We start from the raw sequence: 15,233 nt of genomic DNA, 5'->3' as shown, positions 1-15,233 counted from the left end.
TATGACAGTAACGACAAACCACATCCACTTTAGCCATCTCTCACTCCATAATAAAAAGCAGGGAGTTTATCACAATATCTAATCATTGAGAGCGTGACCCTTGAATCGTGATAATTTTTTCAGCAGCTTTTTAAGCGTTTTCTTGTTTCACCTTCCGAACGAGTGAGCAATGATACGCTTTAGTCGAGGTTCCCAAGTGCACCATAACCAGCGGGAGTGTCGTTACGCATTGTGGTTTGAGTTTTTTAAAACCCGAACGACGACATTAATACTGATATGTAATGCATGGGCAGTATCATGAATACCAGGGCTGTTCATAGCAAGATCAAAGACTTGTTCTTTTATACCCGGCTGATACGCTCGATAGGCGTATTCAAGCTGGAAGGTTCGTTTGCAGGATAAACAGCGATAGCGTTGATGCCCCGAATTACCCTTACCCTGTTTTTTGACGAATTCAGTTTGCTGACAAAATCGACATTTTACTTCAACTGTTGCCATTTAATTTCTCCGAAAAAAGGGGAATTATATTCCACCATCAACGGGTTGAATACGTGACCAGAATTTTTATGTGGAATATTTTAAAAGTGTAGAGGGAGTTTGTGGAAAGGCAAATTTTTTCAATACAACGAAAGGAAAAATAAAAACTTTAGGCTAAATTATTATCTATTTAAGCCTGTTAGTATATAGGGTTAGATTTTTATCCCCGTGTATAAGGGGAACATAATCTGATGATCAGATAGAAGTAAAAATAAAAACGGTTTATCCCCGTATTCACGGGAAAAAAATAGTCATATCACAAAACTGTGAACATTTCTATTTTTCGTCTTTCTTAAGACAAATACATTCCTGATTGTTATCTTCACTATGCTTGCCAGAAACAGTGATTTGAAGTGTAGCAAATCACCATGATTACGTCTCTATTATGTTTATGATTTAGTCTCATAATGTAAAAAGCAGATAAAGTTTTACTTTTGTAAAACATAAAAGTATGGTTGAGTATAATTTAAACAGAAAGGGAGATAGGCATGACTGCTGTTGTTATTCGCCAATCTGGTGGGGCTAATATTGTTAGCATACCGAAAGCCATTGTGAAAACCCTCAATCTGCATACGGGTTCAAAGCTTGATCTGTCCATTCAAGATAACAAAATTGTGCTTACACCAATCGAAGAAGAGTTAACGTTGGAATTACTGTTAGCCGGAAGCCCTAAAGAATGTTTCACGGTAACAGATGAGGATAGAGAATGAATCAATGCTAACTCTGTTGGTAAGGAAGTGATTTGATGTACATACCAGACAAAGGAGACATTGTTTCATTGGATTTTGATCCGAGCGCAGGGAAAAAAATTATGAAACGCCGCCCTGCGTTTGTGATCTCTCGAAAGATATTTAACGAGCATACCGGATTTGCTGTTGTGGTCCCCATTACCAGTACCGTAAGGGGAATGATGTTAGAAGTTGTCTTACCCGAAGAATTATCGACCCAAGGTGCAATTCTTATCCATCAGGTCAAATCCTTAGACTTTTCAGATCGTCAAGTTAAATTTATTGAGAAAGCACCTCAAGACATTATCGACAAAGTAACCGAGCTAACTAAGGTTATTATTTCATAATAAGAATTTCCTGATTTACGGGGAACACGTCGTCGGTATCTACCGCAGGGCAAGGGATTACGGTTTATCCCCGTATTCACGGGGAACACCTGGTCGAATCGCGTAAATTTCAGACCAGCAGCGGTTTATCCCCGTACTCACGGGGAACACGGGACAAAATTGCCTGTGCCCATGCCGGAACATCGGTTTATCCCCGTACTCACGGGGAACACCCCTCATCGCGATGGTGAGTTATTCAGTGTGCCGGTTTATCCCCGTACTCACGGGGAACACCCAGTCAGCTTTAGTTCTACCTTGACGAAATACGGTTTATCCCCGTACTCACGGGGAACACAGATTTTGTAAATCGTCATCAGGTATCTGCCACGGTTTATCCCCGTACTCACGGGGAACACACCAAGAATCCGCCGAACTGCATGCCAAGGCGCGGTTTATCCCCGTACTCACGGGGAACACCCAAAACCCAAATTTAAAGGCAGAGAACTACACGGTTTATCCCCGTACTCACGGGGAACACTCGGATGATTTCGGTTATGGAATAAATTAAATCGGTTTATCCCCGTACTCACGGGGAACACTAGAAAATATGAAAAAAATGTTGTTAAACAAACGGTTTATCCCCGTACTCACGGGGAACACATTGGATGCGCCGAGCTGGGGATTAATATCAGCGGTTTATCCCCGTACTCACGGGGAACACAGTTGTTTTTATTATTCATCATCTATCAAATCCGGTTTATCCCCGTACTCACGGGGAACACATACGCGTGTAAATAGTTGAATATTCGAGGCGCGGTTTATCCCCGTACTCACGGGGAACACGCCTGAGCCAATTCCACGGCAAAGAACACAGGCGGTTTATCCCCGTACTCACGGGGAACACAATGGATGGAAGCACGGATTCAAACACCCAATCGGTTTATCCCCGTACTCACGGGGAACACTATACGAAAGTAATAGTAATCCAATTGCAATACGGTTTATCCCCGTACTCACGGGGAACACAGCTTACCCTTTTTAATTTGACTATAAAAATACGGTTTATCCCCGTACTCACGGGGAACACAACTAAATTCATTTTTTTTAATTTCCAAGTCGCGGTTTATCCCCGTACTCACGGGGAACACTTGCTGTTCACGGTCGAGACGGGCGGCGGTGACGGTTTATCCCCGTACTCACGGGGAACACAGATATATTTTTAGTGCGCGGGAGAATTCGTTCGGTTTATCCCCGTACTCACGGGGAACACTGCTGGATTTCGGTTAGCTGGCGCCCATTAGCCGGTTTATCCCCGTACTCACGGGGAACACAAAAAAAATTAAGGGCATTACCATTGTGTTACCGGTTTATCCCCGTACTCACGGGGAACACACGTGTCATCTGAATATGAGCTCATTTCCGCGCGGTTTATCCCCGTACTCACGGGGAACACATGCTCACTTTCGTGCCCTGTGATTTTTCGTACGGTTTATCCCCGTACTCACGGGGAACACATCTGGCAAGGTTTCTCCAAACTCCATAGTGGCGGTTTATCCCCGTACTCACGGGGAACACATCAACCATGATGAGTGACAGCGCCGGATGCGCGGTTTATCCCCGTACTCACGGGGAACACATCAACGCTAATGTTGTCTGGATGCCTAGCTACGGTTTATCCCCGTACTCACGGGGAACACACGCGGCTATAAAGCTGTTTGTACTCGCCGCGCGGTTTATCCCCGTACTCACGGGGAACACCAGCGCCCGGCACAGGCAGGCAACGGGGTTTGCGGTTTATCCCCGTACTCACGGGGAACACATTACCCACCAGAGCCAACCCGATGCCGGTGTCGGTTTATCCCCGTACTCACGGGGAACACCGGGGGAAATTATTCCAATAATGTTGTGTGAAACGGTTTATCCCCGTACTCACGGGGAACACAACAGCAGCAAATGGCGTTGCTCGGCTGTCGCCGGTTTATCCCCGTACTCACGGGGAACACTTTCTACTTTGAAACGTGGTGAAGCTAAACGCCGGTTTATCCCCGTACTCACGGGGAACACTGGGTGGTGTTAATAGCAACTTGTTCAGATAGCGGTTTATCCCCGTACTCACGGGGAACACAATATTTAAAGTGTTTCGCGAATGGCGAGCGGCGGTTTATCCCCGTACTCACGGGGAACACTCGTGGTTCGCTGAATGCGTCCCCTGGCACCGCGGTTTATCCCCGTACTCACGGGGAACACGAAATTCGAACCTGGGAGCATTTCAGTCAGTACGGTTTATCCCCGTACTCACGGGGAACACATCTGTCCATTCATACACGATATTGCCTACCCCGGTTTATCCCCGTACTCACGGGGAACACTAGTCAGTCTCTTGAGGGTAACCTTAATATTTCGGTTTATCCCCGTACTCACGGGGAACACCTCATGCAGCAAGAACCGCTGCCAGTGTCGCTCGGTTTATCCCCGTACTCACGGGGAACACTTACTATGATTTCCTATTTGATCACGCAATACCGGTTTATCCCCGTACTCACGGGGAACACGAACGCATGTCATTAAAATCAAAAGCCCCGGTCGGTTTATCCCCGTACTCACGGGGAACACTTGATACAGCAAAATCATTACCCGAAGTGAAACGGTTTATCCCCGTACTCACGGGGAACACGGCTGTGATTTGGCATTTCATTTATTAAATCCCCGGTTTATCCCCGTACTCACGGGGAACACTTAACAATGGGCATCTCAGTAATGAAAAATATCGGTTTATCCCCGTACTCACGGGGAACACAATCTGTGGCAGTCCAGTTACACCACGGCTCGCGGTTTATCCCCGTACTCACGGGGAACACGGGAGTCGCCAAATGATCACCGAAGTAAAAATCGGTTTATCCCCGTACTCACGGGGAACACGAGCGGGTCAGCGGGCAGGAATATGAAATCCGCGGTTTATCCCCGTACTCACGGGGAACACAGGTGGGTGTGTTCACGTAGTGAGCGCAACCGCGGTTTATCCCCGTACTCACGGGGAACACAACCAAAATATTCGCCCCCTCAAACGGCAACGCGGTTTATCCCCGTACTCACGGGGAACACAACGTATCTGGATCTCGTGGAATGCCGGGAATCTGGTTTATCCCCGTACTCACGGGGAACACATCGAGTAATTGAAACAAAGAGGGATGAATACCGGTTTATCCCCGTACTCACGGGGAACACCAATGATGGCATGAAACAGCAAAGCATATTGTCGGTTTATCCCCGTACTCACGGGGAACACGCTGTCCTGCAAACAGATTTACGGCGTTAACACGGTTTATCCCCGTACTCACGGGGAACACCAGCAATGCCATCATTATCACAGCAAGATAGCCGGTTTATCCCCGTACTCACGGGGAACACTGTAGTCACTGCCGTATTCGGCGCTTTGATTACGGTTTATCCCCGTACTCACGGGGAACACCGGTGTCGTCCCTTCGACGATATTAGGCGTACCGGTTTATCCCCGTACTCACGGGGAACACAGGTCAAAAAACTATGTGCAGTACCGGGCGGGCGGTTTATCCCCGTACTCACGGGGAACACGCGCAAGATCACCGGCAATAAACAGGTGGATGCGGTTTATCCCCGTACTCACGGGGAACACGTTCAGGGGGTAACCAGCACCGTCAATGCACTCGGTTTATCCCCGTACTCACGGGGAACACTTGAGTTGCCGGAAGCGACCAAAGCGTTAGCCCTGGTTTATCCCCGTACTCACGGGGAACACAATGGCCCATCAATTTTATTTTCAGGCGTTGACGGTTTATCCCCGTACTCACGGGGAACACTCTGGGTGGCATAATTTCACCTCATTCAGGTGCGGTTTATCCCCGTACTCACGGGGAACACCATGATCCTATTCAGTCGGTTAACTCGGTTCTCGGTTTATCCCCGTACTCACGGGGAACACATCAAGGTGCTCGCACAGGAAATCCGCGATGCCGGTTTATCCCCGTACTCACGGGGAACACTTTAACAGACAGCGCTGAAAAAGCGCACCATTCGGTTTATCCCCGTACTCACGGGGAACACTTGTATGCTCTGGATTTGTATTATTATAATTTCGGTTTATCCCCGTACTCACGGGGAACACAAAAGGACAAGGTAACTGGGGGGGTTCGTAACTGGTTTATCCCCGTACTCACGGGGAACACAATAAAGCGTAGATCCTTTCGTAATCTGACCTCGGTTTATCCCCGTACTCACGGGGAACACGAACAGATGATCGTTTACCTCATCGAAAATCACGGTTTATCCCCGTACTCACGGGGAACACACTAATTTTATCCATCTGTTTTATAAAAATTTTTTAGAGCGGAAAAATTCTACCATTTTTTTAGTCTATAAAGTCAGTCAAATTTTCTCTTTCATTCTTCCGATTTATCATCTGTAATTCAGATCACATTTCATCCATATTTTTAACTCTTACTTATCAATTTATGAGATTCCCATTGCTGAAATCGCAAAAGAACCTGTTGGTCTTAACTCAACAACAAAGAGAGTAAGAGTCTGAAAACTATTGCATTGAGTAGCGGGGATATCCACCAACATGTTGGAATATTCACTCAAGCACGTGTAAGTCATCACAGTTTCAGCAATTGCTGATAAATAAGATGCGAGTATATTGGCATTTTTCACTAGAAAGCGTGTTGTAATGATGTATAAATATGTTAAAACCGCGAGTTATTCCTCTGTACCTATCAATAACTGATTGCATTACATTGAAAATGAAGAAAAAACGCCCAGCTTTACAAGATGTTGCTGACCTCGTTGGGGTCACAAAAATGACGGTCAGCCGTTTTTTACGCAATCCCGATCAGGTTTCTGAAGCGTTGGGAAAACGAATAGCGGAAGCTGTGGAACAACTAGGTTATATTCCCAACCGTGTGCCCGATATTCTTTCCAATTCCACCAGCCGTGCAATAGGGGTTTTGCTTCCTTCATTGACCAATCAGGTCTTCGCTGAAGTTATTCGCGGTATCGAGCATGTGACTGATCGCAATGGATATCAGACCATGCTCGCCCACTATGGTTATTCTGCCCAGAAAGAAGAAGAACGTTTACTCTCCCTGCTTGCTTACAATATTGATGGCCTGATTCTGGCAGAACGCACGCATACTCCCAAAACGTTAAAGGTGCTGCAGACAGTAGGTATTCCTGTTGTCGAATTGATGGACAGTGTATCGCCTTGCCTTGATATTGCAGTAGGGATCGATAATTTTGCAGCGGCTCGTCAGATGACGATGGCGATGATCGAACGCGGTTGCAAAAACATTATTTATCTCGGTGCACGGCAGGATGAACGAACGATGATCCGTTTGCAAGGGTTTGAAATGGCGATGTTCAATGCTGGGCTTCAACCGAGAAAAATGATGACACCAGTCAGCTCTTCCTATTCATTAGGCGCGCAGCTTTTGCAGGAATCCTGCCAGAAATATCCTGAAATTGATGGCCTGTTTTGTACGAATGATGATATCGCCATTGGGGCGATTTTTGAGTGCCAGCGACAGGGGATTAAAATACCGGAAGAGATAGCGATAGCTGGCTTTCATGGCCATGATGTCGGCCAGGTAATGACTCCCAAGCTTGCCAGCGTGCTGACTCCTCGTGACTTAATGGGACGCAAGGCAGCGGAATCCTTACTTGCTCGTTTGAGGGGGGAGAAACTGGAACAAACTCTGATTGATGTTGGGTTTACCCTTTCATTGGGTGAAAGTGTTTAATTTTTGTAGCTCGAAATGATGTTTTCCCATTTTCAATTGCGATAAGCCTCACATTTTCCTTTTTTGATGGTCCTGATTGATTGCCCACCATCCAGCCCTGCTGCTAATGTTACCGGTAATTAGTTACCGGTAACACTTGGTGGGTAATATTTCCCTGCTAATTTTTTAGTGTAAATCAAATGGATATATAAGCGGTAAGATCTGTGTAAAGGAGTTTGATATGAGTGATACCCAACAACCAAACCACGTTTTTGTATTGATGGGGGTATCCGGCAGCGGTAAATCTGCGGTTGCCAGTGGTGTTGCCCGTGAACTAGGGGCTGCATTTCTGGATGGGGACTTCCTTCATCCCCGTGCCAATATTACAAAAATGGCACAGGGCCACGCCTTGAATGATGATGATCGTAGGCCGTGGTTGAAAGCACTCAATGATGCTATTTTTGCCATGCAACGCACCAACCCTATCTCCCTGCTCGTGTGTTCTGCCTTGAAAAAAAGTTATCGGGATATGTTACGTGATGGCAATCAACACTTGTCTTTTCTCTATATGAAGGGGGATTTTGACTTAATCGAAAGCCGCCTGAAAGCACGCAAGGGGCATTTCTTTAAACCACAAATGCTAATCTCTCAATTTGAGACACTGGAAGCGCCGACCAGTGATGAAAATGATGTCCATCACATTGATATAAAACCTGATCTTGATGAAGTCATCAAAAATGCGATTAAAGCTATTGACCATATCCAATCTATTAACCGTATTAGTGAGGGGCATTCATGAGTACTGTAACTCTGGTTCTGACGGCCATCGGCTCTGTTCTCCTATTATTGTTTCTGGTGATGAAAGCTAGGTTACATGCTTTTATTGCCTTGATGATGGTTTCTGTGGGGGCGGGAATTTTTTCTGGCATGCCATTGGAGAAAATCACTCAGACGATGCAAGAAGGTATGGCAGGCACTTTGGGCTTTCTTGCCATTGTTGTGGCTCTTGGTGCAATGTTTGGCAAGATCTTGCATGAAACGGGTGCCCTTGACCAGATTGCCGTGAAACTGCTGGGTAGCTTTGGTGAAAAGCGGGCCAACTATGCATTGGGTGTTGCCGGGCTTGTCTGTGCATTACCACTGTTTTTTGATGTGGCGGTTGTGTTGTTGATTGGCGTGGTATTTGCCGTTGCGCGTCGCACCAATGGCAATGTTGTGAAACTGGCGATTCCATTGTTTGCAGGTGTTGCGGCCGCGGCCGCGTTTTTGGTTCCGGGGCCAACTCCGATGGTGCTGGCTTCCCAGATGGGAGCCGATTTTGGCTGGATGATCCTGATTGGCCTGAGCGCCGCCGTTCCCGGCATGTTATTGGCTGGCCCAATATACGGTAACTTTATCAGCAAATATGTGACACTGGATTTACCCAAAGATCTGGGCACCCCAAGCATTGGCAAAAGCCAGATGCCTTCCTTTGGTTTCAGCCTGGCATTGGTATTGTTCCCATTGATATTGGTGGGCTTGAAAACCATTGGTGCACGTTTTGTTGATCAGCAATCAGCGCTATATCACTGGCTGGAATTTCTTGGTCATCCTTTCATTGCAATTTTGCTTGCTTGTCTAGTGGCGATTTACGGGTTGGCGATTCGTCGCGGTATGAGTAAGGATAAAGTCATGGAAGTCTGCTCTGCGGCGATTCAACCTGCGGGAATTATTTTGCTGGTGACAGGTGCAGGTGGTGTATTTAAACAAGTGCTGGTGGATTCAGGTGTTGGACCTGCATTGGGTAATGCGTTGATCGGTGCTGGCCTGCCAATCGCACTGGCGTGTTTTATTTTGTCAGGCGCGGTGCGTGTGATTCAGGGTTCGGCAACTGTCGCGTGTTTGACCACGGTAGGGTTGGTTCTGCCAGTGATTGGCGAACTGGGCTATTCTGGTGCGCAAATGGCGGCGTTGTCAGTATGTATCGCCGGTGGCTCTTTGGTTCTTAGCCATGTGAACGATTCTGGTTTTTGGCTGTTCGGTAAGTTTACTGGTGCGACAGAAGCGCAAACCCTGAAAACCTGGACGGTAATGGAAACCATTCTCGGCACAACCGGCGCGATGGTTGGCATGATCTATTTCGCTATGCTGTGATGTGTTAAAGCCTTTTTAAGCCATTTTTAATGGCACCTTATTTCATTATAAGGTGCTGTTTTACACGATTTCCCTTGCTATCCACGTTTGTTAGCTGCTAAATAAATCTCCTTTCCTGCTCGCTTACCAACAGTAATCACTAATAAAACAATCACATTATCATTGATTTCATATAGTAAACGATAGCCAGAAGAGCGTAATTTGATTTTGTAGCGATGGCTTCGGCCTCTTAATCGGGCTGAGGAGACTTGGGGGTTTTCTAGACGTTCAGCCAATTTCTTTTTGAACTGTTCACGAATAGGATGCCCTAGTTTTCCTATTCTTTTAGCGCCCGTTTTTCAAATTTGAGACTATAGGTCATTGGGATTGACGCTCACAAATTCAGGCGTTTTCATACGTTCATCTGCAATGTGATTTAATTCGGCATCTTCTGCAAGTTCCAGATAATCAGCGTAAGGCTCTGGGGGACACAATAAAATACAGGTTCATTGCGGTTTAGGATGGCAACGGCACCACCTTCACCATCTGCCACTGTTCCCATTGGATTGCGTTTCAAATCGGTAATACTGGCTGCTATTGTTGTCAGAATTTGATAAGACATATCGCTCTCATTGTTGAAATTTTATTCATTTTGGCACTTTTAAAAGCTTTATTTAAAGACTTTACGGCTTGCATATAGAAATTTTAATTATTCAACTAAATCCATAAACTGCTTATAAAGCGCTTCAGCACTGCGTTCATAACCGGCTGCGGAGAGGTGAATGTAATCAGGACGTGCGAGGTTTTGCTGTTCCCAACTTCTGACAGAACATGGCCCACCCATATATTCCCGCCAATCCCAAAGCAGGGTACGCTGTTGTTTGGCGATAGTTTGTTGAACCTGAATCACATTATCAAGCAAGGCAGGTTGTTGTTCTTCACAGCTTGCCCCGGTTTTATTTTTCAGCGAATCATTCGGCCCAATCAGCAGGATAACGGCTTGTGGTATGGCTCTGCGGATGTCTTGTATTTTAGCTGTCAAATCCTTCTGATAAGCAACCAAATCCAGTGAATCGTTAAAGGCTTCATTGGTGCCATAGGCGAGAATGACCATATCCGGTTTTATCTGTGCCAGCGTATTAATCCATTGCGGTTGCCATTTATCCAGCATATTAATGGTGGCGCCATTAATTCCCAATGCAGATAACATAATGCCAGGGGTTTGACGTGTTATCAGCCAGCCGCCAATTTTCAATTGTGTATCCTGTGGATAGAGATCAATGGGGAAACTAATGCTCTGTTCTGGTGAGAAATGCCATTCACTTTGTGTTGCGGGTAAATCTATGGTGGTAAATGGCGTTCTGATTTGAGTCTCTGTATGGGATTGATAGAGTGCACTCAGCCAATACTTGCCACGAGCAGAGGAAGACTTGAGTTGTATCGCACTCCCGGCACTCTCGGGAATAGCGATAAATCCACCCAGTGGATAATCTGCCCGATTCTCCTTACGGCTGCTTGAAAGCCACCAACCGGTTTTATCTTCAGAAAATTGTATTAAGGCGTTACGCTGGCCGGGAATGCTCATTGGGGGGATAAAACCCGGCCCTGCGTCGCCATAACGATTCTGCAATAAACTGCGCAACTTACCGGTAAAGAAATCGGCTGCCGTGTGTGAATCACCCAATTGTACAAAATGGAGTTGGCGAGTATCACTATGACGTAATTTATCTGTTAATAGCGCGAAATTGGGATCACCAAAATTTGTCAATTGTTGCTGACGGTGTATGTGTGTTGTTTGGAGGCCCGATGTAGGCTTAGATTTTTCTCCTTGGCACGATAATAGGCTTATTGAGAGCGCGATAGCCAGACTTGCACCTACTATCCGATAACATCCACGGAACATGTTAAATGGTTGCATTTTCTTTAACTGGCTCCTGAGTAAATGTGATCAATGAAAATAGATAATCCGCAATGGTTTGTTGCCCTTTCAAACTGAAATGAATACCGTCTCCGGTTCGGAGTTTGATGGTGCTGCTGCCATCGCCAATATAGTCTGAATAATTATCCGACTGATATTTGAACATATCATTAACCGCAACATAGATCTCTCCCTTTTTTTCTACCTCGCTTTGATACAATTTATTAAGGTAAGACATACTGTTGGAAAGTTTTTTCTGGCGCATATTAGGTGGTCCAACCCAAATAACATCAGCTTGACGTTGGCGCGCGTCATTTAATATGGATTCAATTCTTTGGCGATAAAGATCCTCCCAGTTTTCACTGGCGAATTTCAAATAAGGCCCTCCGTGTCCTGAGGGCATATTCCACGGATCATTTGGGCCTAAAAATATCACTACCAACTTAATATCAGGGTGAGTTCTCAACGCATTGCTAATGGTTTTTGGCCAATCAAAGAAACCAGGATAAGACAATCCTGTACTTTGTTTACTTAAATTAAGGCTAGAAATGCCATATTGCTGAAAAAGTCGACGTTTTAAATGTGGGGCTACGCCCTGCATCATTGAATCACCGGCAAATAACACCTTATCTTTTAGGCTCAGATTGACATGGGTTTTCTGGGTAATTTCAACAACCGGATTTTCTACTGAACTATTTGGCGGTAAAGAAGACTGAACGAGTTTAATATTTTTGTTCAGTAGCTCAGGAAAGGTGAAAGAGAGATTTTCGATGGGATACACGTAACCTTCCAGAAAGCGCAAGCCAACCTGCAAATCAGGGAGAAATACGGTCTGCCTGTTATCAATATTCATGGCTGATAACGGGTTATCTTGATATTTGCCCTGCGCGTATGCCATAAAAGTTTTACTGGCAGCAATGGCTCCTTGCTGCACATTATTCCCCAAATCCCACCACGGTTCCCCTTTGAGAGATGTCCAGGGACTATTGCGGTGATATTTCTGTTGCCAGAAATTATCTAATGAACCCTGATTAAGCCAAATGAGCATTAAGCTGGTTAAGGCTACGATACAAATCACTTGTCCGATTTTTTTAATATTAGATATAAATTCAGAAGTTGGCATAAATAAATCCTGGCATTCCTGAAGGTGACAAAATAAATACCAAAGTAAGGATCAGGGCTAAGGGAATTGGGTAATAAACCCAGGAAATCAGGCCATGATTTTTTTCAATTTTGTTTCTGAAATTCACCAACCAGGGGTAGATAATAAATAATCCCCAGAAAACCATTAATAGAGAACTGCTGGATAACAGGGATGCAAATATTTCACCAGAGAACAGTTGATTTAATACCGCCAGCGCATCATTAAATGTCGGGCTACGGAAAAAGATCCATGCAAAGCAGACAAAATGGAATGTCACCACACGAGATAAAAATAATACAATCGGGCTGCTAGCTTGTGGTTCCTTCTGTTTCTTTGAAACAGGGAACAGGGCATTTTTAATATTTTGCAGAATTAACCCTAATCCGTGAATAGCACCCCAGATAATAAAACTAAGGCCAGCGCCATGCCATAGGCCAGAAATCACCATAGCGGTGAACATATTCAGGTTTTTGCGGAATACGCCTTTTTTATTACCACCTAATGGAATGTAGACATAATCACGGATGAATGTTGACAGGCTGATATGCCAGCGTCGCCAAAATACCTGTAAGTTTTCAGCCAGATAAGGGGCATCAAAATTGCGTGGCACTTTGTAGCCTAATAGCAGGGCGATACCTGTGACAAGGTCGGTATAGCCGGAAAAGTTAAAGTAGATATTCCAGGCATAAGCATAAATTGCCACAAGAACTTGCCCTGCATGATGACTAATTGGATCTTCAAAAACAGGATTCACAAGATACTCAGAGAGCGTAGAACTGAGCAAAAAGAGCTTTATGATAGCGAGAGCAATCAATAATAGTGCCTTCAATGGTTCCTGCATAACTCTGGATGTTGCCTGAATCTGTGGCAGAAAATCTTCGGCTCGATTAATCGGTCCGGCGACAATGCTGGGAAAAAAGCAAAGATACAAAATGACATCAGGCAATGGAGCGGCAGGCCACTCTTTCTTGCATACCGATACAACATAGCTGACCGAATGGAACGCATAAAATGACAGACCTAGCGGCATCAGCAATTCAAGGACAGGGAGTTCCACGTTGATCCCAACATTAGCCAATGTTTGTTGAATCGACTCTTGAAAGAAAGAGTAATATTTGAAAACAGTGAAACAGCCGAGGAGTCCGAATGTCAGTAGTATAAATATGACCTTATTGGATAAATAACGACTAAGAATATTCGCCAAAAAGTAAATAAATAGGGTATAGGCGAATAAAATGTAGGCGAAATTTGCTGCGAAAGAGAATACAAATAAATAACTCGCTAAAATTAATACGCCATTCTGTAGCCTGGGCGCTTTTTGTAAAAGCCAATAGACAACCAGCAGAATAACAAACGATCCAAGGAACTCAAAAGAGAAGAAATTCATATTAGGCTCTGGTTAACCATTTACCGTTGGGAGAAGGAATGTAATTCTGAAGTGCATTATAGTATGGAATTTGTCGATGTTTACAGTAGATAATACAGAGATAGATTATAAAAAAAGAATCCACTTTGTAATTAATACAATGTGGATTGTTGGGAGAGTGTTATTGGATAACCAATTCTTGCACTTGTGAAATCAGATCCTTGTTGCCATTAAATACCCGATGTAAATAGCGATTATAGTCAGATCCCAGTTCAGAATAACCATTGAGATTATCAATCAGCTTACCGATATTCAGCGGCTTCTGTGTTGTTCTCTGCTTTGCACGTGAAGAACGCAGTGACTCATAAGCACGGTGCGTATTCAGGTTTTTCATATAGGCAACGACGGAAGCATCAATGGTAGCGTAAACTGAATAACCTTTGACTTTTCCTTTCGTTTTGCCGCAAGAGCTACAACGCATTCCAAACAGATTATTATTTTTTTTGGCAAGTTCTGACGTTCCCCAACCCGATTCAGCCGCTGCTTGAGTGGCAACAAAATGGGTGGGAATAATATCAACCCGACTTAATAACTTATTCCAATTAACCTGTCTTGGCGAATTGCAGGTCATTTTGTAATCCATGCAGATCTTTTTTAATCGGTGACTATCCTGTTCAGACCAATGATGATTCTTTTGGTGTGACAGGAGCCATTTGCGGTCTTGCATAATCTTTTGATTATGTTGATCAATTACAGGGACAATAATATTTAAAAACGCTTTCTTCCGAGGTGTACCTGAAGGGTATTGTCGCAAATCAGGCAAACTTACCTGCATGTCATTGTGAGAATACTCTTGCACTTTTGAGGTACTGGTCGAGGCATGGCTCAGACCGATAAAGATTAATGAGATAAAGAAAGCGAAGACCGCACTTGTCCTCATCATTAGAGAGGGCATTGCTTCTCCTCTTTTTATTACTCTGGATAAAAATCAGACGAATATTAGCAGAGCAAACAATATATGGCTACTGTTATTCGTCATTCATAAGTTTAGTTTCTGTAACGAATATTAGCACCCTACTGACAAATATCTATATTTTTTACTTTGTATGGTAAATTAGTGTAATAAATATTATGATTTTATCTGGTGAAGAATGTTATTTATATTATATTTTATGGTGTTCTTTTGCTTGTTTATCCAACTTAAATTAATAACTGATTTTTACTTAACTGCATGTTATTAATTGAATATTACCTAATTTAACTTAGCTATCGTCGGGGGAGTGAATTTTTGCTTTATTGTAGTTATTGTAAATTATTTTGTTGTTCATTCTTGATTATCTATTTTTCTGGCT

Annotated in this window: 9 protein-coding genes, 3 pseudogenes and 1 CRISPR repeat array; of the genes and pseudogenes, 5 read left to right on the top strand and 7 right to left on the bottom strand. The window is 44.3% G+C overall.

What is annotated here, in order from left to right; genetic code table 11:
- Positions 1-222: 222 nt before the first annotated feature.
- Positions 223-498, bottom strand: coding sequence for an IS1-like element transposase (locus Xets_RS13440; RefSeq protein WP_099130752.1), 276 nt, complete (start codon positions 496-498; stop codon positions 223-225).
- A gap of 527 nt (positions 499-1,025) precedes the next feature.
- On the opposite strand from Xets_RS13440, the gene Xets_RS13435 reads away from it, so the two are divergent.
- The 5 genes and pseudogenes from Xets_RS13435 to gntU all read left to right on the top strand — a co-directional run bounded on the left by Xets_RS13435 (position 1,026) and on the right by gntU (position 9,474).
- Complete coding sequence (locus Xets_RS13435; protein ID WP_099130751.1) at positions 1,026-1,247, top strand: AbrB/MazE/SpoVT family DNA-binding domain-containing protein; 222 nt, start codon at positions 1,026-1,028, stop codon at positions 1,245-1,247.
- Between the two features lie 35 nt (positions 1,248-1,282).
- Positions 1,283-1,528: pseudogene (locus Xets_RS13430) on the top strand (type II toxin-antitoxin system PemK/MazF family toxin); the annotation flags it as partial.
- An 83-nt stretch (positions 1,529-1,611) separates the two neighbouring features.
- Positions 1,612-5,915: direct repeats of the CRISPR family, unit length 29 nt; unit sequence CGGTTTATCCCCGTACTCACGGGGAACAC.
- A gap of 451 nt (positions 5,916-6,366) precedes the next feature.
- Positions 6,367-7,362: a gluconate operon transcriptional repressor GntR gene (gntR, locus tag Xets_RS13425; RefSeq protein ID WP_187651863.1), complete on the top strand. Its 996-nt coding sequence runs from the start codon at positions 6,367-6,369 to the stop codon at positions 7,360-7,362.
- A gap of 220 nt (positions 7,363-7,582) precedes the next feature.
- A complete protein-coding gene (gntK, locus tag Xets_RS13420) occupies positions 7,583-8,140 on the top strand; it encodes a gluconokinase (protein ID WP_099130750.1) in 558 nt (185 codons plus the stop codon).
- Positions 8,137-9,474 (top strand): gluconate transporter, encoded by a 1,338-nt coding sequence (gene gntU / locus Xets_RS13415; RefSeq protein ID WP_187651859.1) that lies wholly within the window; start codon positions 8,137-8,139, stop codon positions 9,472-9,474. The genes gntK and gntU overlap by 4 nt, the downstream gene beginning before the upstream one ends.
- A 77-nt stretch (positions 9,475-9,551) precedes the next feature.
- On the opposite strand, the pseudogene Xets_RS13410 reads toward gntU, so the two are convergent.
- The 6 genes and pseudogenes from Xets_RS13410 to Xets_RS13385 all read right to left on the bottom strand — a co-directional run bounded on the left by Xets_RS13410 (position 9,552) and on the right by Xets_RS13385 (position 14,836).
- Positions 9,552-9,835, bottom strand: a pseudogene (locus tag Xets_RS13410) (type II toxin-antitoxin system RelE/ParE family toxin).
- Positions 9,825-10,075, bottom strand: a pseudogene (locus tag Xets_RS13405) (type II toxin-antitoxin system Phd/YefM family antitoxin). The pseudogenes Xets_RS13410 and Xets_RS13405 overlap by 11 nt, the downstream one beginning before the upstream one ends.
- Before the next feature lie 87 nt (positions 10,076-10,162).
- A complete protein-coding gene (locus Xets_RS13400) occupies positions 10,163-11,371 on the bottom strand; it encodes an SGNH/GDSL hydrolase family protein (RefSeq protein ID WP_187651858.1) in 1,209 nt (402 codons plus the stop codon).
- On the bottom strand, positions 11,358-12,494 hold the full coding sequence (locus Xets_RS13395; RefSeq protein ID WP_187651857.1) for an SGNH family hydrolase: 1,137 nt from the start codon (positions 12,492-12,494) through the stop codon (positions 11,358-11,360). The genes Xets_RS13400 and Xets_RS13395 overlap by 14 nt, the downstream gene beginning before the upstream one ends.
- Positions 12,481-13,902: an MBOAT family protein gene (locus Xets_RS13390; protein WP_187651856.1), complete on the bottom strand. Its 1,422-nt coding sequence runs from the start codon at positions 13,900-13,902 to the stop codon at positions 12,481-12,483. Before Xets_RS13390 ends, Xets_RS13395 begins: the two co-directional genes overlap by 14 nt.
- 160 nt (positions 13,903-14,062) lie before the next feature.
- Positions 14,063-14,836 (bottom strand): protein bax, encoded by a 774-nt coding sequence (locus Xets_RS13385; RefSeq protein ID WP_187651855.1) that lies wholly within the window; start codon positions 14,834-14,836, stop codon positions 14,063-14,065.
- Positions 14,837-15,233 lie beyond the last annotated feature (397 nt).

This window comes from Xenorhabdus sp. TS4 (genome assembly GCF_014467265.1).
GTDB classification, from domain to species: domain Bacteria; phylum Pseudomonadota; class Gammaproteobacteria; order Enterobacterales; family Enterobacteriaceae; genus Xenorhabdus; species Xenorhabdus ehlersii.
This window is presented reverse-complemented; position numbering and strand designations above follow the sequence as displayed.

Coding starts and splice junctions, on each gene's coding strand:
- Xets_RS13440 (WP_099130752.1), bottom strand. CDS start 498: ATGGCAACAGTTGAAGTAAAATGTCGATTTTGTCAGCAAACTGAATTC.
- Xets_RS13435 (WP_099130751.1), top strand. CDS start 1,026: ATGACTGCTGTTGTTATTCGCCAATCTGGTGGGGCTAATATTGTTAGC.
- gntR (WP_187651863.1), top strand. CDS start 6,367: ATGAAGAAAAAACGCCCAGCTTTACAAGATGTTGCTGACCTCGTTGGG.
- gntK (WP_099130750.1), top strand. CDS start 7,583: ATGAGTGATACCCAACAACCAAACCACGTTTTTGTATTGATGGGGGTA.
- gntU (WP_187651859.1), top strand. CDS start 8,137: ATGAGTACTGTAACTCTGGTTCTGACGGCCATCGGCTCTGTTCTCCTA.
- Xets_RS13400 (WP_187651858.1), bottom strand. CDS start 11,371: ATGCAACCATTTAACATGTTCCGTGGATGTTATCGGATAGTAGGTGCA.
- Xets_RS13395 (WP_187651857.1), bottom strand. CDS start 12,494: ATGCCAACTTCTGAATTTATATCTAATATTAAAAAAATCGGACAAGTG.
- Xets_RS13390 (WP_187651856.1), bottom strand. CDS start 13,902: ATGAATTTCTTCTCTTTTGAGTTCCTTGGATCGTTTGTTATTCTGCTG.
- Xets_RS13385 (WP_187651855.1), bottom strand. CDS start 14,836: ATGCCCTCTCTAATGATGAGGACAAGTGCGGTCTTCGCTTTCTTTATC.